The sequence below is a fragment of the Kineococcus gypseus genome, from assembly GCF_050871305.1.
Taxonomy (GTDB): Bacteria; Actinomycetota; Actinomycetes; order Actinomycetales; family Kineococcaceae; genus Kineococcus; species Kineococcus gypseus.
On sequence record NZ_JBJLRD010000004.1, the window covers coordinates 14,960 to 38,043 of the forward strand.

General features: G+C 72.9%; 19 protein-coding genes. 13 read left to right on the top strand and 6 right to left on the bottom strand.

The annotated features are described in order from the left end of the window. The first annotated feature begins 681 nt into the window (after positions 1–681). Positions 682–1,212: a hypothetical protein gene (locus tag ACRYMN_RS02010; RefSeq protein ID WP_432491442.1), complete on the top strand. Its 531-nt coding sequence runs from the start codon at positions 682–684 to the stop codon at positions 1,210–1,212. A gap of 268 nt (positions 1,213–1,480) precedes the next feature. On the opposite strand, the gene ACRYMN_RS02015 is transcribed toward ACRYMN_RS02010, so the two are convergent. The 4 genes from ACRYMN_RS02015 to ACRYMN_RS02030 all read right to left on the bottom strand — a co-directional run bounded on the left by ACRYMN_RS02015 (position 1,481) and on the right by ACRYMN_RS02030 (position 7,180). Continuing rightward, positions 1,481–5,542 carry a PHP domain-containing protein gene (locus tag ACRYMN_RS02015; RefSeq protein WP_432491444.1) on the bottom strand — a complete coding sequence of 1,354 codons (4,062 nt, stop codon included), beginning with the start codon at positions 5,540–5,542 and terminating at the stop codon, positions 1,481–1,483. 9 nt (positions 5,543–5,551) lie between these two features. After that, the gene (locus ACRYMN_RS02020) at positions 5,552–6,355 is read right to left on the bottom strand and encodes a hypothetical protein (RefSeq protein ID WP_432491446.1); all 804 of its coding nucleotides are present in this window, start codon (positions 6,353–6,355) and stop codon (positions 5,552–5,554) included. 226 nt (positions 6,356–6,581) lie between these two features. After that, on the bottom strand, positions 6,582–6,755 hold the full coding sequence (locus ACRYMN_RS02025; RefSeq protein ID WP_432491448.1) for a hypothetical protein: 174 nt from the start codon (positions 6,753–6,755) through the stop codon (positions 6,582–6,584). 125 nt (positions 6,756–6,880) lie between these two features. Further along, complete coding sequence (locus ACRYMN_RS02030) at positions 6,881–7,180, bottom strand: DUF5983 family protein (RefSeq protein WP_432491450.1); 300 nt, start codon at positions 7,178–7,180, stop codon at positions 6,881–6,883. A gap of 338 nt (positions 7,181–7,518) precedes the next feature. On the opposite strand from ACRYMN_RS02030, the gene ACRYMN_RS02035 reads away from it, so the two are divergent. From ACRYMN_RS02035 to ACRYMN_RS02090, 12 genes are all read left to right on the top strand, one after another. After that, positions 7,519–8,688: an ATP-binding protein gene (locus tag ACRYMN_RS02035; protein WP_432491452.1), complete on the top strand. Its 1,170-nt coding sequence runs from the start codon at positions 7,519–7,521 to the stop codon at positions 8,686–8,688. Beyond that, the gene (locus ACRYMN_RS02040) at positions 8,685–10,010 is read left to right on the top strand and encodes a vWA domain-containing protein (RefSeq protein ID WP_432491454.1); all 1,326 of its coding nucleotides are present in this window, start codon (positions 8,685–8,687) and stop codon (positions 10,008–10,010) included. The genes ACRYMN_RS02035 and ACRYMN_RS02040 overlap by 4 nt, the downstream gene beginning before the upstream one ends. Before the next feature lie 148 nt (positions 10,011–10,158). Beyond that, on the top strand, positions 10,159–10,491 hold the full coding sequence (locus ACRYMN_RS02045) for a hypothetical protein (RefSeq protein WP_432491456.1): 333 nt from the start codon (positions 10,159–10,161) through the stop codon (positions 10,489–10,491). Continuing rightward, positions 10,488–11,918 carry a hypothetical protein gene (locus ACRYMN_RS02050; RefSeq protein ID WP_432491458.1) on the top strand — a complete coding sequence of 477 codons (1,431 nt, stop codon included), beginning with the start codon at positions 10,488–10,490 and terminating at the stop codon, positions 11,916–11,918. Before ACRYMN_RS02045 ends, ACRYMN_RS02050 begins: the two co-directional genes overlap by 4 nt. 287 nt (positions 11,919–12,205) lie before the next feature. After that, positions 12,206–12,448: a WhiB family transcriptional regulator gene (locus ACRYMN_RS02055; protein WP_432491645.1), complete on the top strand. Its 243-nt coding sequence runs from the start codon at positions 12,206–12,208 to the stop codon at positions 12,446–12,448. Between the two features lie 53 nt (positions 12,449–12,501). After that, positions 12,502–13,926: an AAA family ATPase gene (locus tag ACRYMN_RS02060; protein ID WP_432491460.1), complete on the top strand. Its 1,425-nt coding sequence runs from the start codon at positions 12,502–12,504 to the stop codon at positions 13,924–13,926. A gap of 248 nt (positions 13,927–14,174) precedes the next feature. Next, entirely contained in the window at positions 14,175–14,909 is a 735-nt protein-coding gene (locus tag ACRYMN_RS02065; RefSeq protein WP_432491462.1) for a serine/threonine-protein kinase, read from the top strand. A gap of 165 nt (positions 14,910–15,074) precedes the next feature. Next, complete coding sequence (locus tag ACRYMN_RS02070; RefSeq protein ID WP_432491464.1) at positions 15,075–15,980, top strand: hypothetical protein; 906 nt, start codon at positions 15,075–15,077, stop codon at positions 15,978–15,980. A gap of 77 nt (positions 15,981–16,057) precedes the next feature. Then, on the top strand, positions 16,058–16,318 hold the full coding sequence (locus ACRYMN_RS02075; RefSeq protein ID WP_432491466.1) for a hypothetical protein: 261 nt from the start codon (positions 16,058–16,060) through the stop codon (positions 16,316–16,318). Between the two features lie 616 nt (positions 16,319–16,934). Beyond that, the gene (locus ACRYMN_RS02080) at positions 16,935–17,237 is read left to right on the top strand and encodes a DUF4193 domain-containing protein (protein WP_432491468.1); all 303 of its coding nucleotides are present in this window, start codon (positions 16,935–16,937) and stop codon (positions 17,235–17,237) included. 485 nt (positions 17,238–17,722) lie between these two features. After that, positions 17,723–18,211: a GNAT family N-acetyltransferase gene (locus tag ACRYMN_RS02085; protein WP_432491470.1), complete on the top strand. Its 489-nt coding sequence runs from the start codon at positions 17,723–17,725 to the stop codon at positions 18,209–18,211. A 153-nt stretch (positions 18,212–18,364) separates the two neighbouring features. Then, entirely contained in the window at positions 18,365–18,958 is a 594-nt protein-coding gene (locus ACRYMN_RS02090) for a hypothetical protein (protein WP_432491472.1), read from the top strand. Between the two features lie 100 nt (positions 18,959–19,058). On the opposite strand, the gene ACRYMN_RS02095 is transcribed toward ACRYMN_RS02090, so the two are convergent. Then, complete coding sequence (locus tag ACRYMN_RS02095; protein WP_432491474.1) at positions 19,059–19,379, bottom strand: hypothetical protein; 321 nt, start codon at positions 19,377–19,379, stop codon at positions 19,059–19,061. A 213-nt stretch (positions 19,380–19,592) separates the two neighbouring features. Continuing rightward, positions 19,593–23,009: an ATP-binding protein gene (locus tag ACRYMN_RS02100; protein WP_432491476.1), complete on the bottom strand. Its 3,417-nt coding sequence runs from the start codon at positions 23,007–23,009 to the stop codon at positions 19,593–19,595. Positions 23,010–23,084: the final 75 nt, after the last annotated feature.

Here is a 23,084-nt window from a genome sequence, read left to right on the forward strand (position 1 = left end):
CGAAGGCCTCGCCTGCTCCACGTAGGTGAATCGGCCGGGGAGTTCCATGCCCTTGGTTGGAATTAACAGAGTGAGAGCAGTTTCGGCAGCGTTGAAGCGCCGGCCGCGCACCCTCACGCACCGGCGCCGCTAGCCACTCCGCTGCCACCAGCACGCTCTGGCCGCAGCGGTGCAGGACCACCTGGACGGCGCAACGGTCAGCGCCGGTCTCACCCGTGAAGTACCCGGGTGGGGAGCACCTGAGCGTGCAGCGCCCGGGCAGACCTCGATGCGAGCCGGCGCAGGTGCTTCCGGTTGCGCGAGCGGTCGCCGCCTGCACCCACGCATCCCCGGGCAGACGCTCGAGCCGCCAGCTCAGCAGCTGTGCGCGAGATCCAGCCGGCCAGCCCCCGGCGGTTTGCGGCTGGCGCTTGAGGATCGGCCGCGCATCGCCGGGCTCTTCACGGCTCACCTGTTCAGCCGGTACGCCCGGTCCGCGCTCTGACCTAGTAGGAGTGCAAGGCCTGACGAGGAGGGCGCCACCAGGACTTGGTGGCGCCCTCTTCGTCGTCCGCGGCCTGCACACACCGGCGCGCCACGGCGCACCGGAGGCGCCGTGCAGCCGCACCGCCATCACCTGCACCGCCACTACCCGAGCCGGCACCACACCCGGCGACCACCCACCCCTGAGGAGGATCTTCGATGTACCAGCCGCACCTCCAGCACCGTCCCCTGCCGCGCGTGAACGCCACGCCCGGCCAGCTGAACCGGCTGCACCGCGAACACGGGTGCCTGTTCACCACCACCGCCGAGCAGCAGGTGCGTGCCTGGCTGGGTCCGGGCCGTGTGCGCTCGGCTCCCGGCCCGGACCTGTCCGGTACCCACGAGGTGCTCGACGAGTGCGCGCGCGAGTTCCTGCGCTACTGCCCGCGTGGAGGTGTCTTCGCCGTGCGCTGGCACACCCTGCGGGTGGTGCACCACCCGCGCGAGTACGCCATTGCCCAGCTGAGTAGTGCTAGGGATGCCAGCACGTGCGCGCCCAGCGCCAGCCCCCTGCCGGGTAGGGGTCAGGGTGGCGGCGAGGCCGGTCGTCAGAGCGGTCGTCAGAGCGGTCGTCAGAGCGGCAAGGTCTTCACCGCATCCTTGACCGGCGGCACCCGGCACGAGCGGCGCCTCCTGCGCGAGCAGCTGCTGCAGGCGCTGGGCATGCCCATTCCGGGGCAGCGGCGGTGAAGCACCGCCGTGAGCACCGGCCGCTGCTGAGTGCCGCCCGGCGTGCGGGGTGGCGCGTGGTGGACACCAAGCACGGGTGCCTCGTCTATCCCGACGACCCGGGCCTGCCGGCCATCGCCGTCGGTGGCACCAGCAGCGACTGGCGAGCCGCTCGCAACGCACGCGCTCGCCTGCGCCGCGCTGGCTTGAAGACGCTGTGAGCTTCGCTCGACGTGGGGCACTCCGGTGAGCATCCGCTGCGCTCCTCCCGCACTGAACCGTGCGCTGCTCACCACGACGGCGCCCGCCCCGAGGTGAGCAGGGCCTGCAGGTCCCACAGCTGCAGCGCGCGGACGCTCACCCCGCGCGGGCCGGTGCGGCGCAGCCGGCCGCGCACCAGCAGCAGCGAGCAGCGCAGCAGCACCCGGTGGGGAGTGCCGGCCTGGACGTCGGCGAAGACGGTGACGTCGGCGCAGCCGGTGCCGTCGTCCAGGGTCAGGAAAAGCGCCGCGCGCCCGCTGCGCGTGGGCGGGCTCTGGGTGGCCACCCGCACCCCGGCGACCAGGACGTCGGCGTCGGTGCGCCGGGCCAGCAGCTGCTCGGCGGGCACGACGCCCCAGTCGGCCAGGCGGGGCAGGTGGGTGCTGAGCACGTGCTCGCTGAGGTCCAGGCCCATCACTTCCAGCTCGGTGCGCACCTGCTGCATCCGCCGGTGCCCCGAGGCAGCGCGGCCGTCGGGGCTCCCAGGTTCGTCGTCAATCGACCACCCAGTGGTCGAGGCCGTGGCCGGTGCTGAAGGAGCGGGCAAGAGGTGGCCGGCGTCGTCGATCGGCACGGCCAGCTGGACCGGCACGGTCGCCTGGCCGACGGCCGCGGGGGCACCGCTGGCGCCCGGGGCGCTGGTGCCCGGCGGCCGGTCCTGAAGGCCCTGGCGGGCAGGGCTCCTGCCGAGCTCCGGGGAGGCGCTGTGCCGGCGGGGGCGGGTGGCGTTCAGGTGCGCCAGCAGGTCCCCGCGGCTGAGCACCCGCCCCGTGCCGCAGCGGTGGGTGCCCACGCCCACCAGGGTGTCCAAGGCGCCGACCGCGGCCAGCCGGCGCAGCGTGGGCGCGTGCGGGCGGGCCCGCTCGATCAGGTCGTGCAGGTCGGTGAAGGGCTGGGCGGCGGCCAGGCGCTGGACCTCCTTCTCGTGGATGCCGTGCACCTGGCTCAGCGCCGCCCGGATGCCGGTGCGTCCGTCGGGCAGGACCTCGCAGCGCCAGGAACCGGTGGAGCGCTGCACGTCCAGCGCCAGCAGCGGAACCCGAAGGCGGCGGGCCTCGGCCAGCAGCAGCCGGCGCGGGTACATCCCCGGGTCGTGCTCGAGCAGCCCGGCCAGGAACTGCGCCGGGTGGTGGGCCTTCAGCCAGGCGGAGTGGTAGGTGGTCGCGGCGAAGGCCGCAGCGTGCGCGCGGGCGAAACCGAAACCGCCGTGCCCGGCCACGATCGCCCACACCGCTTCCACCGCTTCGGGTGCGTAGCCGCGCTCGGTGGCCGCGGTGCGGAAGAAGCGCTCCACCTCAGCGCGCTCAGCAGCGTCGGACAGGTGCCGGCGCAGCACGTCCGCGCGCGCCAGCCCGCAGCCGGTGAAGACGTCCAGGATCCGCATGACCTGCTCGTGGAAGATCGCCACCCCGTGCGTCTCCCCCAGGATCGGGGCCAGGTCCGGGTGCGGCAGGTGCACCCGGCGCCAGCCGTGGTGCCCCTCGAGGAACGGGGTGATCATGTCGTTGGCCATCGGGCCGGGCCGGAAGAGGGCCACGTCGATGACCAGGTGGGTGAACGTGGCCGGCTGGAACTTGCCCAGCAGTTCGCGCTGGCCGGGGGACTCGACCTGGAAGACGCCCAGGGTGTGGGTGGAGCGGATCAGCTCGAAGGTGGCCGGATCGTCCAGCGGCACGCGATCCAGGTCAGGTGCGCCGCCGACGCGGAGGAGCGCCGACTCGGGCGCTGCCGGCTGCGGCGCTGCCCAGGTGGGTGTTGCAGGTTCGGTCGTGACTGCCGGCCGGTGGGCTCTTGGCGGCGTGCTCCAGCGCGGGTGCGGTACTGCCTCGCGCGGGCCAGCACCGGAGCAACCGTGGGGCTCGCTGCCGGAGTCGCCGCCGGCCTCGGTGGTCGGCTCGCTGGGCGGCGGGGTGGTTCGTTCAATTTCACGCAGGGTGTGGGCGATGGCGGACTGCATCCGCACCCCCAGCACGTCCAGCTTGAGCCAGCCCATGGGGTCCATGTCGTCCTTGTCGAACTGGGACATGGCCAGGCCCTCGATCCCGCACGGCTGCACCGGAGTGCGGGCGGCCAAGCTGGCGTCGGAGAGGATGATGCCGCACGGGTGCAGCGAGGTGTGCCGCGGCAGGCGGTCCAGAAACGCGGAGGCATCCACCAGCAGGTCCAGCTGCCGGTCCGCGCGCACCAGCTGCGCCAGCTCGCGCAGTTCGGGGCGCTCGGCCAGCGCAGCGCGCAGACCCTTGGCGCTGACCCCGCGCAGGCTCTTGGCCACGTCGTCGATCAGCTCCTCGTCCACGCCCAGGGCCATGCCCGCGTCGCGCACCGCGCCGCGACCGCGGTAGGCCTGCGTCATCGCCATCAGCGCCACCCGCTGCGCACCGAAGCGCCGCGCGATGGCGCGGTAGACGTCGTGGCGGCGCGCGGATTCCACGTCCAGGTCGATGTCCGGCAGCGACTCGCGCCGCTCGGAGATGAACCGCTCGAAGAGCAGGCCGTGCTCCAAGGGGTCGACGTTGGAGATGCCCAGCAACCAGGCGACCACGCTGCCGGCCGCGGAGCCGCGAGCGGCGGCACGCACGCCCATGCCGCGCACCAGGCGAACGGTCTCGTGCACCGCCAGGAAGAAGGTGGCGTAGCCCAGGGCGTCGATGACGGCCAGCTCCGCGGCGACCTGGTCGATGACGCGCCGGCGGCGGGCGGTGGAGGCGCCGGCGTGGCGGTGCTCCAGGCCGGTGGTGCAGCGCTGGGCGAGCTCACCCATCGCGGAGCTCGCCACTTTGAGGACCGCCACCTCCGGGGTGCGCGCGGTCCCCCATCCCAGGTCCGCTTCCGGATCCAGCCGGCAGCGATCGACCACGGCGGCGGTGCCGGACAGCAGCATCCTCACCCCGTGCGCTCCCAGGTCGGCGGCTGCGGCGACCTCGACGGCGATGCGCTGCATCGCGGCGGTCGGCTTCAGCCAGGCCTGCGCGTTCGGGGAGAGCAGGGAACCGCGCAGGTGCCCCCCGAACGGATCCCCCGCCGACGTGGCCAGGGCCGGCGTGCTCGTCCCTGGCAGGTGGGCGCCTCCTGGCGCTGGCGGCGAGGTGCGTGCCCGGGTGCCGGTGCGCCGGGGGGCGTGCAGGTCCTCCAGCGCGCGCAGGGCCGCGACCGCGTCGCCCAGGTCGGCGCTGATCGTCTCCCCGGGGTGCAGCAGGCGCACCGCGTTGGTCAGCACCACCGGGATGCCGGCCTCGGCGGCGGTGCGCAGCATCCGGGCGGCCACCGAGATCGAGCGCGGGTGCCCCTCGACGGTCAGGTGGCACACGATCTCCGCGGCCAGGACGCGCGTGGGGGCGACACCGGCGGGTAGCAACGAGCACCAGCGAGCCCAGGCGGCGCGCGCCAGCCGGGTGCGTCCGTTGGCCAGGGCACGGCCGACGTCGGTGTCCGCGCCCAGCAGCACGCTGAGCACCGCCTCCTCAGCACCCGTCGGCGCGTGGCTCTGCTCGGCTCGGCTTCCGCCTTCCCGGTCGTGGTGTTCTTCCGCGGTTGCGGCGCTGGAGGTCGAGCCGGCGCGCGGGGCGGGAGGTGGGGTGTTCAAGGCCCGCGCCGGCTGAGCGCGTGTGATCGCCGGCATCGGGCGTGTCACCGGCGCCGTGAGCTCCTGTGCATCGGCGCTCCGTGCGGTGCGTGCGCCGGTGCCGTGCGCTGCGGTGGTCAGGTGGCACAGGGCCGCCCAGCCCGCTCCGCCGGTGCGCCCGTGGGCGAGCACCACCACGCGGCTGGGTGAGGCGTGTCGGCGCGCGCCGGCCAGCGCCCCGGCACGGTGCTCACCGAGAGCGTCGGAGACGCCGGAGGCTGGCTCGTGGGCGGGTGCTGCGGCGCTGTCGGGCTCCTCCACGAGGGCGAAGTCCACGCCGGCGATGGCGTCGATGCCTGCGGCGCGGCATGCGCCGACGTGCTGGATGAGCCCGTGCATCCCGTCGCGATCGGTCAGCGCGGCCGTATCGGCTCCGTCGGCCAGCGCTGCGGCCACCAGGTCTGCCGGGGAGGCGGTGCCGTAGTGGTAGCTGTAGCTGCTGGCCACGTGCAGGTGGGCGAACGACATGCGCCGCCGTCAGCCTGTGCTCGACCCGCCCCGTCCGTGCGCGCTGGAGACAACCTGCCCGGGGAAGACTCCGCTGACGTGCTCGAGTCGCATCGAGGTGTCAGTGGAGGAGAGGCTGCCGCCGCCGCTTGCACGGTCGGGGCAGTGTTGTGCGGATCGCTCACCAGGAACGTGCGTGAGGAGTTCAGTGGGCTCCGGGACGGAGTCCTCGGGGAGGTCGGTGAGCACCTCGTCGAGGTGCTCACCGCCGTGGGCGCCGGCAGCCGCCTCCGCGCTCACCAGGTCCATGTGCAGGACCTGCCAGCCGGTGGAGCGGCGCACCGCGTCGAGCAGGACCGCGGCGGCGCTGCTGTGCTCGTAGGTGGGCGCATCGAACGCATCGAACGCATCAATCTTGTCGATCCCGTCAAACGCGTCGATCTCGTCGGCGCTGTCGTCGGTTCTGGTGGGTGCGGCCTGCTCACCCGCGGCGGTGCGGCAGCAGCGGCAGGCCGCGTCGACGCAGGCGCGGGCCTGCAGCTGCCAGCGCTCCACGTCCACCAGGTCCACCAGGTCCACCAGGTCCGACGGAGCCTCCCGCACGGTGCTCGCGCCTGCGACCGTGACCCCGGCCTGCGAGGCAGCGGCAGACGTCTGAGCGCCCCTGTGGCCGTGACCGCTGCCGGTGGTGGGCAAGCGGCGCAGGCTGCGCCACCAGGGGATGGCGGGACGCTCGTGCCAGCGGTGGGCGTGGTGCACCACAAGGTGCCGGCCGTGCAGCAGCACTGCGACCGGAACTCCGGCGTCCTCGACGATGTGCGCCTCGCTGGACACCAGACCTCCCCCCCGCCTATCGAACGCGTGTTCGACTGGCTTGGGAGCTTAGCGACCTTGGTGCGCTGGGCGTCAAGCCGAGACACGCCGGGTTGAGCCGACGGCGCCCGTGCGGGCCGCATGAGGCGGTCCATAGGAGCGCCTCAGGCGCCCGGAGGTCATGGTCCGGCGGCCACGCCCCGGTGAGGGCTGGGTACCGCGCTCGAGGTGGTGCGGCACTGGCGGGTCAAGCGAGGGCGACAGGAGCCCTCTCGTCGGCCGCCATGACGTAGAGGATCTTGTGGTCGGCGGGGATCTGCGCGCGCAGCTCGGCGATGGCCTCGGCGCTGGTAGCGGCGTCGATCACCACCCGCACGGCGTCATCGGCGTCGGCGGGGCGGTGGGCAAGCAGCCAGCTCATGAGCTCCAGTGTGCCCGGAGCCCACCCCGCGTCCGCACAGCGCCACCGACGTCGGCGGATCTGCCGGCGCCCCATCCGCCCCGTCAGCGCCGCCCCGACCCGGACGGCCGCGGACGGCGGCGCGTTCACCACTCATAGACGGGCAATTGCTCGTGCCGTTCACCGTCGGCGTCGAAGTTGATCCAGAACACGTCCGAGCCCAGGACGCGGGCCAGACGCAGGGCGGCGAGCAGGTGGGGAAAGCTCTCACGCAGATGAACCGTCTCACCCTCGAAGGCCTCCGCAGGCTCCTGGCTGACGTGGACCCACAGGCCGTGCTCATGAGCGATGACTCGAGGTCCACTGCCGTGAAGCTGGTGTGCGGCATCGTGCATCTCGCGAGCGCCGAGGTGTGCGGTGGAGAGATCGAGGTATCTACCGATCACGGGGTGCTCCGGTTTCGAGGTGTGCCGGCAGTGCGGGCGGTCGCGGCCGGGTTGGCCGGGCCGGCCGATCCACCGGCGGGCGTGGCGACCAACGAGATCCGTGAGAAAGGTTGACCAGCACCGCCTCTGGACACTCGTAACAATAGCGCATTAACGATGCGGGCGCCACAGAAAGTTCCGCCCACTCATCACACACGAGGTTGCACACACCTCGTTAGGCTGCTATGGTTGCATTACTGCGGCACCGGGACAGCGACCCGGAGCCGCGGACGAACCAGCCCAGCGACGATGGAGAGCCACCGATGCGCAGCACCCAGCCGTCCCCCCAGCCGTCCAGCGTGAACTCCCAGACCGCGTCATCGGCACTGAGCCTGACGACGTTCCTGCGCGTCTCGGCCGCCGCCATGCGCGTCGGCATCGTGCCGCTGTGGTGGGGCGACGCCGGTATCGGCAAGACGAGCATGGCGCGCACCCTGGCCCGCCTGGACGGCGGCCGGTGCGAGGTCGTGGAGCCGTACAAGCACACCGCGATCGACCTGCAGGGCCTGCCGCACGTCAGCGCCGACGAGCACGTGACCCTGATCCCGCCCGCCTGGGCCGTGCGCGCTGCGGCCGGGGAGACCACGCACCTGCTGATCGACGAGGTCACCATCGCCGGTGACGCGCAGAAGGCGCTGCTGTCGGTGGCCCTGGACCGTCGCGTGGGGGACTTGACCCTGCCGAGCGAGGTCAAGATCATCGCCGCCGCGAACCCTCCGGAGCTGTCGGTCGACGGTGACGACCTGCCCGGACCGCTGGCCAACCGCTTCCTGCACCTGGACTTCCCCACCGGCGCTGAGGCGTGGATCGCCGGTATGACGACCGGCTGGCAGTTGCCGGCGGGGGCCTTCGACGGCCTGCCGGACCCGACGCCCGAGCGCCGCGCCGTCACCCGCGCCGTGGTCACCGGGTTCATCCGCCAGTTCCCGGCCCTGCTGCACGACCGCCCCCACGGCCAGCCCGACAAGGAGGGGCGCGCCTGGCCCTCGCACCGGCAGTGGGAGCGCGTGGCCGACGTGCTCGCGGCGCTGGGACCGTGCCCCTCCGACCCCGAGGGCACCGAGGCGGAGACGGTGGCCGTGGCCGGGCTCGTGGGCCAGGGCGCGGCGCAGCAGTTCATGGCCTGGCGGCGCGAGGCAGACCTGCCCGACCCCGACGAGGTCACGCGCGAGCCGGAGAGCATCGCGTGGGCGGGCCTGCGCGACGACGTCGCGTGGGCGATCCTCAACGCCGTGGTCACCCTGGCGGTGCAGCGGGGCACCGTGGTGGCCTGGAAGGCCGCGTGGGGGCCGCTGAGCGTGGCTGCGCAGGCGGGCCGTCCCGACCTGGCCGCCGCGAACGTGCGCAACCTCATGGCCGCTCGACCCAACAACACGGTGCCGCCCGCCAGCGCCCGCAAGCTGATGGGCGCGCTGACCGAGGCCGGGGTGCTGCCGTCGAACTTCACCGACGCGGCGGTGGCGGCGTGAGCGCGGCGGTCAGCGCCGAGGCTCCCGGCGCGCAGGCCAGCGGGGCGCAGGTGCCCAAGCTGCGTCCGCTCACCGACGACGAGCACCAGGCGTTCGCTCTGGCACGGCTGCGCACCTTCGAGCACCTGCCGTACTTCCAGCACGCGATCCTGGCGCTGCGTCCGCTCGCCGCCGAGGGCCTGGGCACCTTCGCCGTCGATCGGTACTGGCGCCTCTACATCGACCCGCAGAGCCTGCGCGAGTGGGGCACCGCCGAGGCCAGCGGGGTGCTCGGCCACGAGGTCGAGCACATGGTGCGCGACCACGCCGGACGCGGGGAGGTGATCGGCTCGCACCGCCACCCCCTGGCCTGGAACTACGCCACCGACGCGGCGATCAACCCCGGCCTGCTCGCGCAGTCGGTGCCGCTGCCTGAGGGGGTCATCACCCCCGAGGCGTTGGACCTGGCTCCCGGGGGGTTCGAGGAGTCCTACTTCCAGCAGTTGTGCGCGAGCCTGCCCCCCGACGAGAGCGACGAGGGCGAGGCCGGGTGCGGCTCCGGCGCAGGAGGACCGGCGGCGGGCTGGGAGCTGGGGCAGAGCGATTCGGGGCCCGAGGGGGTGGCCGCGCCGGTGGGACCGGCGCGCGGGGACCTGATCCGCCGCGCCACCGCACAGGCGGTGCGCGAGCACGCCGCCAGCGGGCGCGGAACGGTCCCGGCCTCCCTGGCGCGCTGGGCGGAGGACCAGCTGCGGGCACCGGCGCTGGACTGGAAGCGCCTGCTGCCCGCCCTGGTGCGCCGGGCGATCCACTACCAGGCGGGGCGGCGGGAGCAGACGTTCGCACGGCTGCCCCGCGTGCGCGTCCCCGGCTTCATCCTGCCCGGGGCGCAGGACCGGCAGATCACGGTCGCGATCGTGGCGGACACTTCGGCGTCCATGAGCGCGGCGCACCTGAACGCGGCGGTGGCCGAGGTGGGCGGGGTGGTCCGCGCAGCGGGCATCCGTGGGCGCGGTGTGCCCGTGCTGGCTTGCGACACGGACGTGGCCGCGACCACGCACGTGCGCCGCCTGGCCGGTCTGGGCAGCAGCATCGACCTGGCCGGGGGCGGCGGGACGGACATGCGTGTGGGGATCGCCGCTGCCGAGGCGCTGCGCCCGCGACCGGACGTGATCGTGGTGCTGACCGACGGGTACACCCCGTGGCCAGCCACGCCGACGCGGGCGAGCCTGATCGCGGGGATCATCAACTCCACCGGCGAGGTTCCGGTGGCACCCGACGGCGGCAACCCGTACGCGGTGCCGTCGTGGGCGCACACGGTGGGCATCGCCACCGCCGACTGATCGGCGAGCCAGGCGGGCCGCGGCGCTGCCGGGGGTGCGACTACGGCGCGCCCCCGGGAGTGGCTGGCGCGGGGGTGGCCGGCCGCGGCCGGCGCCGGCCCGCGGACCACCTCTTGCTGCTCTATTCATAGTGCGCTAGTGTTTAGTCATGCAGTCACCTTCTGAGAGCACCGGCGCAGCCGCGCAGGAAGCGACCGCGCTGCATGCGCCCGCAGCCGTGACCGCAGCCCTGCGCGCGTACGCGGCAGCCGTGCTGGCCGGGACCGACTGCACGCTGGACGAGGTGACCGCGATCGCCTGCGGGGCGCGAGAAGCCGCGCAGGACAGTCCCCTGGCCGCGGTCGCCGATGCGCTGCGGGCCGGTTGGTCGGCCACCGAGCGCGTGCACGGCCAGAGCGACGGCGGCCAGCGCGCGCAGCACGACACCGAGCGCGGCGACGCGCCCGCCCCCCGCCCCGATCTCCCGGAGGACCAGCGATGAGCACCGCCCACTACGACCTGGCCGCGCGGCTGCGCGCGGCCAGCACCGCCCGCCCGGTTCCTCGCGCGGCGGCCTCCTCGATCACGCAGCTGCGCGCGCCGGTCGCGATCACCTTGCAGGCGCTGAGCGGTGGCGGTTTCGCGCTCAGCGCGACCACGCCGACGCCGGAGGCCGCGCCGCAGAGCTCCGCGAGCGCCGGGACGGGAGCCTGCGGCCCCGGTTTCCGCACCGAGCGGGCGCACGGCGCGGACGCGCTGCGCGCGCTGGCCGCCGTCGGCGTCGGGGTGGAGCACGCGCTGCCCAAGAGCCGGGTGCGCCTGACGGGTGCCGGCGGCGCTCCGGCGCAGCAGGCACCGGAGCACGCCGGGGCCGACGGCGAGGACGGCGACGATGAGCTGGTGCCGTCGTGGCGCACGCTGGTGGTGGCCGGCCACGCCACGCTGGCGATGCTGGGACACCTGGTGGCCGACGTGGCACCGGGCGGCCCCTGGGAGGCGCAGGCCGCGATCGTGGACTGGTGGCTGGCGCGCGCGGACCACCCCGGCAGCCCTTCGGTGCTCGTCGTGCCCAGCGCCTGCGCGCAGCGGTGGATCCTCGGGGAGGCGCCGGAGGCGGAGCGCACCTGGCAGACGTGGGAGCGCTGGCTGGGCACGGACTGCGTCGGCCCTGCCTCCGGTGCGCTCGGGCCGGGCAGCGGTGCCTCACCGGCCGCGCGGCCCGCAGGCATCGACGGCACCGGCGAGTCCCTGCTGCGCCTGGCGGCGAAGCTGGACACCGGCTCGCCGCTGCCCGGGGCGCACGCCGTGGTCGGGCGCGAGGACCGCTCGTGGACGTACCTGCTCGACCGGATCGCGGCCGGGGTCAACTTCCGCAAGGGCGACAACCTCGTGGAGGCGTCGATGGGCCTGACCACCCGCTGCCAGGCGGCGGAGCTGTGGGAGTCCATGCGCCTGCACGATCCGCTGGTGGCCGACCGCGCCCGCTTCGACGGCACCGTGCTGACCGGTCAGGTGTGCTGGGTGGCGGCCAGGGAACCGGAGTTCGAGGTGCTGGCCGACCGGCTCGTCAGCCGCTTCCGCGCCGGGCAGGTCGTCACCGGCACCTACGGCGCGTCAGGGTCCTGCGCCGGTGGGCAGTTCACCGCGACCGTCGTGGCCGCGCGCATCGGCCAGGACGGTCGCCTGGTGGTCACGCTGGGGCAGGTCGTGCAGCACAAGCTCAAGACCCGCGCCCTGGTGGTACGCCCGGGTGTGCGCGTGCAGGTGCGCCCGGAGCCGGTGGGCGCGCAGCAGCAGGAGCACGGCAAGCGCAACCTCAGCACGCGCTACCGCGATCGGGGCAACTGGATGGTGCGCGCCACTCCCCCGCCGCGCGCGCGCCGGGACGTGCCCTGGGACGTGCTCATGGCCGCCGCCGAGGACGACTGACCCGCTGAGCGGTGCGCTCGCCGGGCGCTGACCGGCGAGCGCACCGCTCAGGCCCCTGCTTCGACCAGGGACCCGGGTACCCCACCCGCGTCCACCCGTCCGATCCACCCGCACCCGATGATGAGAGAAGGCCAGCCGTGTCCGATGAGCAGCTGCAGGATCCGCCCCGCGAGCCTCGTCGCACCACGACGCCGGCGCGCGCGCAGGCGGGCGACCACGAGGCCGGCCACGAGGCGGCTGCTCGCCTCGAGCCGGCTGAGCTCGGCGCTGGTGGGCCGAGAGCGCTCGTGCACGCGGGCGAGCACGGTGCGTGGAAGCAGCTGGGCCTGTGCGCCCAGACCGACCCCGAGGCGTTTTTCCCGGAGAAGGGCGGCTCCACCCGCGAGGCCAAGCGCGTGTGCCAGGGGTGCGAGGTGCGCCGGGAGTGCCTGGAGTACGCGCTTGCCCGCGACGAGCGCTTCGGCATCTGGGGCGGGCTCTCCGAGCGCGAGCGCCGGCGGCTGCGGCGTCAGCAGCGAGGTGCTGCGTGAAGGGCAGCGCACCCCCCTTGCCGAACTAACTATAGTGCGCTAGTGTTCAGAGCATGAGGAAGCTCCCCGCCACCCGGACCCCGAGCGAGGACACTGCGGCGACGACGACAGCGGCCCCGGCCCCGGCTCCCACCGCCCCGACTCCCACCGCCCCGACTCCCACCGCCCCGGCTCGCGAGCACTACCGCAACCCCTGGCTGGCCCGCGCCCTGCTCGCCACCTGGTCCGGCGACCGCTTCGTGCAGATCGCTTCTCCGCCCGGGGCGGGCAAGACCACCTTGATCACCGAGCTGGCCGAGCAGCTGCTGCACCGCGCTGGGCTGCTGACGGCCGTGGCGGCGCAGACGCGCGCGCAGGCCCTCGACGTGGCCAACCGCCTGGGCAAGGTCATGGCCGCCACCGGCACGTCAGCCAGCGACGGCGCGGACAGCGACCCGCTCACGGGCACCCCCGAGGTCGCCCTGCTGGGCAAGGACAAGCACCGACCCAGCGGCCTGGCCGCGGACGTGGCCTTCATCAGCGACGCGGGCCTGCGCAACTACCGCGGCGTGGTCGTCGCCACCACCGCCCGCTGGCAGGTCACCAACCCCGCCGCCTGGCCCTGCGACGTGCTGCTCGTGGACGAGGCGTGGCAGGCCACCGCCGCCAGCCTGCTCGCCCTGGGCTCGCTGGCCCCGCAGGTCGTCTGCGTGGGCGACCCCGGCCAGATCCGCCCCGTCGTCACCGGCTCCGTGCACCGCTGGCGCACCTGGGCGGCAGGACCGCACCAGCCCGCCCCGGACGCCTTCGCCGCCCGCTACGGCGCCGAGCACGTCACCAAGCAGCGCCTGCCCTACACCTGGCGGCTGGGGCCGGAGACCACCGCCTTGATTCAGCCCGCGTTCTACCCCGACCTGCCCTTCACCTCCGCCCGCCCCGAGCGCTACCTGACCGCACCCGGTGAAGGCACCCACGAGCACGGGCAGCACGATCAGCACGGCGCGCGCCTGCCGGAGCTGAGCGCCCGCACCGTGGCGACCAGCGCGGGCCCCTCGGACCCCGCGCTGCCCGCCGCCGCCGCCGCGCGCGTTCGCGAACTGCTGCACTGTGCCGTGGTCGACGCCCAGCACCCCGGCGGGCGCCCCCTGACCGCGCACGACGTCGCCGTCATCACCCCGCACGTCGATCAGCAGTGCGCCGTCGCCGCGCACCTGGCCGACCTGCCCGGTGTGCTGTGCGCGACCACCAACGCCGCTCAGGGCCTCGAACGCGAAGCCGTCGTGGTCATCCACCCCCTGGCCGGGTACCGCGAGGCTCCCGAGTTCGCCGTGGACCCCGGCCGCCTGTGCGTGGCCCTCTCCCGCCACCGCAGCCACGCCACCGTCCTGTGCGACCCGCACACCTCCACCGTCCTGAACGCCGCGCAGCACGCCGACCCCGACAACACCGACCTGCTCACTCAGCAGCACGTCCTCGCTCACCTGCTGGCCCGCCGGTGAGCACCACCCGCCCGCGGTCGGGGACCGGTGCCCTGCCCCACCGCGTCGGGGCAGGGCACCGGTCCCCGACCGCCGGCCTCAGCACAAAAGGAGTCCTCGTGACCCCCACCCCAGCCGCCACCTCCACGGCGCGAGCGTTGAGCGGAGCTCGCGCCCGCCGGCCTGCCGGCGCCTGGCGCACGGTGCCGCGCGCCGCGCCGAGAGCGCCGGCGCCCCTGCCAGCGGCCGCGCACCGCGATGATGTGCCCGTGCCTCGCCGTGTCGTGCCCCGCTCCGGCCCCTCGCGCCTGCCGGCCCTCGATGCCGACCTCGCCCGGCGCTGGCGCTGGCAGGCCACCGTGGAGGTCCTGGCCGACCTGGGCGTCCTGGATCCGGGCGTGGACGCGGACTCCCCCGACGTCCGCGCCGTGGTCGGTGAGGTCGGGCCGGCTCGAGGCCGGCCCGCGCCGGAGTCGGCGCGCTTCCTGGCCGCCGTCAGCGCCGGCAGCACCGACGACGTCAAGGCGCGCCTGAGCGCCGCCGCGCAGCGCACCAGCCGCGAGGCGCAGGTCGAGCAGGCCGCCAACCAGGCCGTCAACCGCCTGGCGCTCTCGCTGAGTCTGTACGACGAGGTCCCGGTCCTCTACAAGAGCCTGGGGGTGGCGCAGCCGACGTGGCGCACCCGCGAGATCCGCGGCCTGGGCCTGGACCCCACCGCCGAGGCGGACAAGGCCTGGTACCGCGACGCCACCAGCGCTGAGCTGAGCGAGCGGGCGCGCTCCGCAGGCCTCGAGCACGTCGCCGGCGCCGGCGAGCAGCTGCCCGAGGCCGTGCGCGAGCTCATCACCACCCAAGCCCGCTGGGCCGGCGCCCGCCGGGTGCGCGACGCCCTGATCCGTGAGCTCTACCCCGAGCAGTGCAACCAGCCGCAGCTGCAGGCGCTCACCGGCCTGGGGCAGGCGCAGGTCTGGCAGATCATCAACCCCGACTTCCGCCAGCGCTGACCCCAGTCCTCCCCGGCGGCCTGCCTCCCCGGCGGCGGGCCTCGGCGCCCGCGGGGTGCCAAGCACGGCGCTGACACCTCTCGCACCACCCCCTACCGTCCACCTGCATCGTCGACCCCGCGCTCGAACGCCTCGGTCTTCGATCGCAGCGCGAAGGAGCCCGCGATGATCGACCCACCCTTGATCGAAGCGCTGACCGCCTCGGCCGGTTCATCACTGCTGCTCGTGGTGGGGATCCTCGCGAGCTTGATGCTGCTGTACCTGGCCGCCACGGCCGCGTGCACCGTCATCGCCCACCTCAGCTACCGGCGCGCGCACGCACGGGCGGCGATGGCCGACCCTGCCGCGTACCGCCTGCCCGTGACAGAGCGGGTGTGGCTGCGGCAGGCCGTGCGGGTCAGCGACGACAAGTGGCGGCGGATCACAGCTCTGGACCGGAAGCTGCTGCGCCGCCGCACCCGCGCCAGCTGGATGGCGCTCGGCGAGCTCGACGACATCTGCCGACGTGCCAGAGCTGCTCACGCTGGACACCTCGATGCCGACCAGCTGCAGCACCTGCAAGCTCTGGAGGCCCGGGAGCGCCGCGCGGTGCAGGCCGAGCGACGGCGTAGGCGCTCCCGGGACGGCCAACGTCGAGCGAGCACTCCGGTGGCCGTGAAGGTGCCCACCCTCAGGATCCAGAAGGACCTGCCGCAGGAGCTCACCGAGGACGCCGCCTGGATCCGCCGGACCTTCGACGAGCTCGCCGTGGCGCACGAGGACGGCCGGATCCAGTTGGACGCCCGGCAGGCCGCCGAGCTGGAGGCGCTGCACCGCGCGGTCGATGAGCTGTGGACGACCATCGTCGACCTGCCGGCAGACCTGCGTGAGCAGGCCGACGCCACCGGGAGCACACCGCTGCGCGACGCCACCTGCGCGCAGAGCCGACTGGCCCACAAGCTGCGTCAGGTTCGCCGGGAAGCCTGGGCGGGCACCACGGTCCGCGTGGACACGCTGCGGCGCTACGGAAGCGCGCTGGCACCCGTCAGCGCCTTGGACCTGGGAACCCCCGAGCGCTCGGACCAGGTGTGAGCGGGGTCGCCGGGTGCACCCGCCACCTTGCCTGCGCCCGGGCGGTCTCCTGACGTTGCTGCCGTAGCGTCGTTCCCGTGCTGCCTCCGCTTCAACTGACTGCCACGCTGCGCGAGGACGAACTGGTGCTGACGATGGCCAACGGCGCTGAGCACAGCCGGCTGCCCATCGACGACGGCATGGACGCCGCGGAGGCCTTGGAGCTGCTGGAGGCCGGCGCCATGCCCGTGCGGCTGTTGTGGTCGCACCAGGAGCTCGACGCGTGCCTGGAGCGCTACGGCTACGTCCGCACCACGCCCTGGCGGTACGGCCCCAGCGCTGACATCACCCACGCGTGAACGCCCTGATCTTGGCCAGCAAGCACCCGGCTCTCCGACGCCCGGGAGGAAGAGCCAGCCCTTCCGGCAGGGCAGGCGCCCGGCAGGGCAGGTGCCCGGCAACGCCGGGGACGCGGGCGCACGACGGCCGCCTGGTCCTTAGGACCCGGCGGCCGTTGACGTGCTGATCGACCCGGCAGTCGCCTCTCGGCGAGTGGCCACTCGAGGTGGCTGAAGGTGAGGCCCGGGGACATGCAGCAGGTCGATCACCCCTTACAAGCACCGGTACCGCAGCGGCATTCCCCGCGCCGAGTCTCGGAGGCACCTGCGCTGGCCACCGAGCTCGCCGGCGCTCGCTGCCGCCTGGTGCCGCCCTGGTGCTGCCCTGGTGCCGCCCTGGTGCCGCCCTGGTGCCGCCGTAAGCGGGCGCATCCACGTGTGCGGCGAGCCGACACCGAGCCGACGAGGCCGCGAGCGGTGTCGACACGGCCGCGCCATCATGCGGTGACACCCGTGGCGTGGCGCGGGCATGCGGATGGACCCGCCATGGTTGAGCACGGCGCCCCGCTGAGACGGAGCCGCCGGAGAGCTGGGCGGAGCGTGGGGCGGACCGTGCAAGACGTAAGGAGAGGCACCGATGGCGACCGACTACGACGCACCGCGCAAGACCGACGAGGACCTGGACGCCGACTCCATCGAGGAGCTGAAGTCCCACCGCACTGACAAGACGTCGTCCTCCAGCGTCGACGAGGACGAGGCCGACGCGGCGGAGGGCTTCGAGCTGCCCGGGGCGGACCTGTCGGGTGAGGAGCTGTCGGTGCGGGTGCTGCCGCGCCAGCAGGACGAGTTCACCTGCGCCAGCTGCTTCCTCGTCAAGCACCGCAGCCAGCTTCACCATGGCAGCGGTGGGCAGCTGATCTGCAACGACTGCGCCGCCTGACGCGTCACCCCGGCCGGCCGGGCCCGAGCGGCGCCCGTTGAGCGTGATGGGACGAGTGGCTCGCGGCGAGCGCCGTGCCTCTAGGGGTATGGATCGTCGGGAATCGCTGGGTGCTCGATCTGGCAACGAAGCAGCTGCCGAGGAGTTGCAGACCCGACGAGCGACTGGAGCGCTAGGGCTGTGTCCGCACCACGCTCTGGCAGTACCGAGCGAGCGCCAAGGCCACTCGCGCCTGATGACACCCTCGGGGTAGAGCGTGAACGCGTCGGCCCACCCAACTGGGCGCCGCGGCGCTCATAGGGCCTGTCCAGCGGATCATGACCCCAGCGCACGGTCGGGTGGCGCTCAGATCGCGGGATGGCCGCGAGGTGCTTCAGAGAGGTGCTGGGCCCCGTCAGTCCACGACAGGCGGCATCAGGAGGAGACCGCAGCGTGGCGTCGGGTGCGGTGATCGCTCGCTCCACGGCACCCGGCATCCTGAACGCATGCAGGTCGCGGACGGGCACTCGGTGGTCGAGCTCACTGCCAGCCTCGAGGCTCAGCGCGAGGCGGCGGGCATCTGGGCCCGCGCCACCGCCAAGCGGGACCACCTGCCGACGGTGCCCTCGATCGAGGACAAGCTGACCGGCATCCAGCAGGCGCTGACCGCAGCCGGCGCATCGCTGCACCTGGCTCGCCGCGGCCAGTCCGCCGTGGGGTTCTGCATCCTCGTCCCGCAGGAGGACTGCCTGGAGGTCCGCTACCTGGCCACCGACCCCGAAGCCTGGGGCTCGGGAGCAGGCCGGGCGCTGCTGGAGCACGTGCGCCAGCACGCCCGCCGGGCGGACTTCCCCCGCGGTGAGCTGTGGGTCATCGCCGACAACGTGCGAGCGATCAACGTGTACGCGCGCGCGGGCTGGGTGGCCACCGACGCCGTCGAGGAGCGCGGGTCCGCGGGGCGCCTGGAACGCCGCTTCGTGCGCGATTTCCGCTGACCCTTCACGGTGCTGGTCGAGCAGCGACTGCTCAGGCGTCGGCACGAGCGGACAGCCACGACAGCGGGATGAGCGTGCGCCAGTCGGAGAGCTGCGCTGCGGTCGACCGCATGGATCACGGACACCAGGGTGCGCCGCTGCCAAGCTCAAGGCATGCACCTTCACGCGCGAGCGAGCTGGCAAGTCAGCTACAGCGACTTTCCCCAGGCGGAGGTGGCGGCGCTCTACGTCCGCGACGCCGCTGGGCTGCAGCCGGTGATGACACCCGATCTGCCGCCCTTGGCGCCGGCTGTGCCGGTTCGGCCGGTACCGGGCGTGGATGTGCGGGTAGCCGCCGAGCAGTGGGCGCGCTGGTGGGGACGTCGAGACGTCCACGTACCGCAGTCACTGCCGATGCCGGTCGAGGAGCAGTGGCAGCAGGTCGCCGACGGACCTGAGCTCAGGGCCGTCTTGGCCGCGCACTTCATGGACGGGCTGCGCTGGTGCAGCCGCATGCGCAGCCAGCAGCACGCCGCGCTGCCGCCGCACCGTCGGCACCAGCGGGTGGCGGCCGGCGAGCTCGTGCGTGAGCTGGAGGAAGAGGCGGGTCGTGGTGCCCGAGCCTTCGCCTTGTACGTCACCGAGCTGCCGCTGGCTGGTGCTGGTAGTTGGCTGGTGGGCGAGGAGCTGATCGTGACGTGCGCGTTCCTCGATGAGCAGCCGGTGGCGCGTGAGCGGTTGCGTGAGATCTTGGCCCAGCGCGTGTGAGGTGCCGCTCGCAAGGGTGGGACCGCAGGCCGAGTCGTGTGCCGGTGACCGACGGCTGGCCATAACCGCGCGTGGTCGGCGGGATGACCGCGCGGTTGACCTAGCCATCAGCGCGTGTACGGAGTTCGACCTCTTGGTCGTGGATCACGACTTCCTGGTCGGGGCACACGGGGCCTGGGACGGTGACGGTCTTGCCCGAGGGGAAGGTGACCAGGACATCCCCGTCCGTGCACCCCGCATCGAGGACCACCATCCCGCCGTCCGCATGGACAGTGGAGGTCTCCCCGTCGGAGACGACGCTCACGTCGTCGGGTCCGTCGTTGTGGAAGGCGAGGTCGCCGCCCTCGCCACAGCCGGCCAGAGCAACGGCCAGGACCGCCCCTGCCACGACGCTGTGCAAGCTCACCTGTGTCCGGCCCATGAGTGCATCCTGCGCTGTGGCCGACTTCGCTGCTCGGCTCTGACCAGAGATTCCACAGCCTGATCACCGGACCACCGTCCGCTTGGTCATCGCCAAGACCGCGACGTCGTCGACGTCCATGACAGCGGGATGAGCGCGCACGCGGCTAGCGCCATGACCCAGCACCGTCGCGCAGCGGAGTGACACGACGTGCTGGATCGAGGCGTCAGGCGATTAGGCGCCCGGCAGGGCGCGAGCTGTCCGGCGCACTGCAGCGTCGGGGTCGTTGCTCAGTTGCTCGACGACGTCCTCGGGAAGCTCCTCATGTCGAGTAGCGAGAGACCGACGCACGAGGGGTGCGGGGTCGCTGGCGAGCTCGGTGACGAGGCGCTTGTGTAATAGCGCCTTCTGAGCTCCAACGGCTCGCACGATGGGCAGCGGGTGCATGAGCAGTCCGTGGGTGTGCTGCGCGAAGCCGGGCGCGGTCGATGCGATGGCTGCGACGACGAATGCTCCCGGGCGTGCGTACCTCTCCTCCTCACGCAGCAGCGGCAACGCCCGGGAGATGATGCCTGCGGCGAAGTCTGCGTCGTCCTTCAGCGGGTGGCCGGCCTCACCAGCGCGCTGGAACGCCTCCGCAGCCGCCAGAAGCAGGTAGGCGGGAAGCAGGTCCGCATCCGTACCCATCCGGAACCGGCTGAGCTTGTTGTTGGAGCCCATCGACCACTTGTCGTGCAGAGAGAAGCGCGGGTCGTCGTGCAGGTCCATCAGCGCGTGCGCATAGCTGGCGGCGACGTCAGCGGGCAGGCGGGGGATGAGAAGACGCAGAGCTTGCAGTGAACTCACGCGGGACTCGGCGCTGTCCTTGCCGTCGTTGGTGAGGTCGACGAGCTTGGCGGCGACGGCGACGAGGAGCTCGTGCCGATCACCGGCAGCGGTGTGGCTGGCCTCGTCGAGGCCAAGTCCGATCACCTCCTCCCCGGTCTCCTCGTCGCTGACCTGTTCTAGGATGACCGCGCCGACCGGTGAGCAGTGCTCTGGTGTGAGCTGCTCGGCGCCGATCTCCTCCTGCTCCGCGGCGTCCAGGAGGGCGAGGATGGCCTTGGCCACGGCGCGCTCCTGGGTGCTGACCCTGAAGCTGGTGCGGTCGTGCCCGACCGAGCGGCGCAGGAGCACGGCAGCCGCGCGGCGGGCGGTGAGCTGTGCGCCGGGGTGGTCGTGGCTCCAGGCCGTCAGGGTGGCGATCGCCGACTCGTCACCCTGGTTGGCCAGCATGGTGATCATCTCGAGCAGTGGGGCGCGGTCTGCGGCGGTGGCGATGCTTCGCACCATGCCCCACAGGTCGTCCGTGGCGTTGCTCAGACGCGCCATCCTCATCAGCGCTGCACCGAGGTCATCTTGCCTGCTAGGGACGGCGTAGAAGGCGTTGAGCAAAAGGTGCGCGACCTCGCCGCTCACGCTGGTGGGGTGAGATAGGGCCGGTTCAACCAGGGTCAAGATGCCGTCGATGGCTGCAGCGGGAATCCGCTCCCCCAAGCTGTCGAGTGCCTTAAGGGCCTCGCGTTGAGGGTTCGGATTGGCATTGGGTACTTCCCACATGCCCGTGGCGAAGGTCAGCAGTGCATCGGCCAAGGGGGGAACCTCGTCATCGGGGACCAAGCGGTTTTGCGCACTGGTCACCGCGATGGCCACGGCGCGGTGCCGGCGTTGCTGCGACTGCGTTAAAGCCCAGATGGCGGTGCGCTCGGGCAGGGGGCGTGCCGTTGCGACGGCGTCCTTCAGATCTCCAGACCTGGCGAAGCACTCGACCGCCGCCGCGGGATTGTCAGCAGCGCGCAGCACGCGCCCGTACTGCCGCCAGGCCAGCTGCTCGTCCAGGAGGGCGCCGGAGAGGCGGGCTTCGCGCAGCCATCGCCGCGATGCCGCGAAGGCACTAGGCCACTTCTCGTTCTGGGCCTCCTCGAAGGCGGACAGAGCCGGGTCGTAGTGGGCCTCGAGCAGCTGCCGCCGATTCGGCATGGACTGCACCAAGGCCTGCAGGTCGCGCAGGAGCCACTGCCCGGCGTCACTGTAGGCACTCTCCTGGGAGCGCAAGGCGTGGCGGGCGTCGCCGTAGTAGCCGACACGACTGTGGTGCAGGGCGGCTCTATGCCACAGCTTGAACGCCCGCTCGAGACCGCTGTGGGTGGCGAAGGCGTACGCGGCGCGGGCAAAGACCAGGCCGTTGGCGGGGGTGAGGAGTTCGTCGCTGGCGTCATCCAGCAGGTCGCGGTAGGCGGCGTCGACGTCGGTCAGAGTCGAGGTCACTTGCAGGCTGGCGTCGGCTAAGGCGCAGCGCAGCCGAGCCGTCAGCACGTCGTCGTTGGTCTGTACAGCTTCAGCCGCCACGCGCAGGGACATCAGGTGCGTCGGTGAGGTCTCGTCGAGGTCGACACTCAGCGAGCGCGGTGGGGTGAAGTCGAACAGTCCGTCGACAAGGGCGTGTTCCAGCGTCAGGCAGCACAGAGTCGCGGCGTCGGGGTCCCCGCTGGCTGCCAGACGAGTGGCCGCGGCGGTGACCGCTGGGAGGTCAGCGCCAGAGTCTTGCCATCTCGCTGCGGCCGCCAGCAGTGTCCACTTCGCCTGGCACACGTCACCGAGTGCCTCCGCGTCCTCGCGGAGGCTGTCCCTCTCGAAGAGGTGGACAGCGTCGCCGCGGGTCAGCTGAGCGAGCAGGGCTTGCACGCGCAACCGGAAGGATGTGGGCAGGTCGCCCGCGGCGCGGGCGGCGCCGGCTTGATGCGAGCGCATCTGCGCGGCTTGGCCGGGGAAGGACGCGGCGTCGAGCTCTGCAGCCACGCTCGCGTACAGCTCGGCCGCGGCGGCAGGGTCCGTCTTGGTCATTGCCTCGGCATCGGTGACTCGAGACTCCAAGCGAAGCGCCCTGGTGGGGCCGTCTATGAGTCCCTGCGGATCAGGGTCTCCAGGGGAGGTGGGACTGGCGGCGGTACCACAGAACGCCGTGGCCCAGGCGGCACCGAAGACGGCGGTGACGAAGGCGGAGCGGGCCCGCAGGAAGGGGTTGAGCTGCGCTGCGCCCCACAGCTCGATCTCCAGGTCCCCGGCGTACTCACGCCGCAGGTCCTCAAGCTCGTCGTTGACAGCGGTGTCCTCGATGGTCGCGGAGGTGACGACCACGAAGACGCTTGGGTTGAAGCGGCGAGCCGGCAGGTCGTGCCCTACAGGGCGGGGCCGGCCCGCGTACTCGACCACCGCCTTGCGCAGCTTCGCGGCGGTCATCTTCTGGTAGCGCTTGACCTGGTAGAGCACTGTCCCGCGGTCAGGGGTGTAGGCGACGACGTCGAGGCCGTACTGCGTCTGACCGCGACGGCCGTAGAAGAGCACGTTGTAGGTGGCCCGCTGAGCCACCACCTCGGCCACCACCCGCTCGAAGACCTCTTCGTTCAGCTGAGCCATGGGCAGGTGCGGAGGGTTCGGCACCGGCAGACCGAGAGCGCTCTGCGACTGTTCCCTACGCGCGAGGTCGGCGTAAGAGATCTCTTGGTCTTGACCCTCTTCCTCCACGGCGGCGTCCAGTCCTTCCGGGCGAGCTTCGGCATGGGAAGTGGGGACCTTGTCAGACCCATGGTCGGCGTCCCGGCTCGTCGTCATGAGGTTCACGCTAGAGCTGCCCTGAGACAGGTGGGGCGCGGTTGAGGTCGAGCCGACCCAGCGTTCATCGGCAAG

What these genes read in the sequence shown, in the direction of transcription:
- ACRYMN_RS02025 (WP_432491448.1), bottom strand. Translation starts at nt 6,755, where the DNA reads ATGAGCTGGCTGCTTGCCCACCGCCCCGCCGACGCCGATGACGCCGTG.
- ACRYMN_RS02080 (WP_432491468.1), top strand. Translation starts at nt 16,935, where the DNA reads ATGGCGACCGACTACGACGCACCGCGCAAGACCGACGAGGACCTGGAC.
- ACRYMN_RS02060 (WP_432491460.1), top strand. Translation starts at nt 12,502, where the DNA reads ATGAGGAAGCTCCCCGCCACCCGGACCCCGAGCGAGGACACTGCGGCG.
- ACRYMN_RS02070 (WP_432491464.1), top strand. Translation starts at nt 15,075, where the DNA reads ATGATCGACCCACCCTTGATCGAAGCGCTGACCGCCTCGGCCGGTTCA.
- ACRYMN_RS02085 (WP_432491470.1), top strand. Translation starts at nt 17,723, where the DNA reads ATGCAGGTCGCGGACGGGCACTCGGTGGTCGAGCTCACTGCCAGCCTC.
- ACRYMN_RS02050 (WP_432491458.1), top strand. Translation starts at nt 10,488, where the DNA reads ATGAGCACCGCCCACTACGACCTGGCCGCGCGGCTGCGCGCGGCCAGC.
- ACRYMN_RS02010 (WP_432491442.1), top strand. Translation starts at nt 682, where the DNA reads ATGTACCAGCCGCACCTCCAGCACCGTCCCCTGCCGCGCGTGAACGCC.
- ACRYMN_RS02100 (WP_432491476.1), bottom strand. Translation starts at nt 23,009, where the DNA reads ATGACGACGAGCCGGGACGCCGACCATGGGTCTGACAAGGTCCCCACT.
- ACRYMN_RS02090 (WP_432491472.1), top strand. Translation starts at nt 18,365, where the DNA reads ATGCACCTTCACGCGCGAGCGAGCTGGCAAGTCAGCTACAGCGACTTT.
- ACRYMN_RS02015 (WP_432491444.1), bottom strand. Translation starts at nt 5,542, where the DNA reads ATGTCGTTCGCCCACCTGCACGTGGCCAGCAGCTACAGCTACCACTAC.
- ACRYMN_RS02045 (WP_432491456.1), top strand. Translation starts at nt 10,159, where the DNA reads ATGCAGTCACCTTCTGAGAGCACCGGCGCAGCCGCGCAGGAAGCGACC.
- ACRYMN_RS02095 (WP_432491474.1), bottom strand. Translation starts at nt 19,379, where the DNA reads ATGGGCCGGACACAGGTGAGCTTGCACAGCGTCGTGGCAGGGGCGGTC.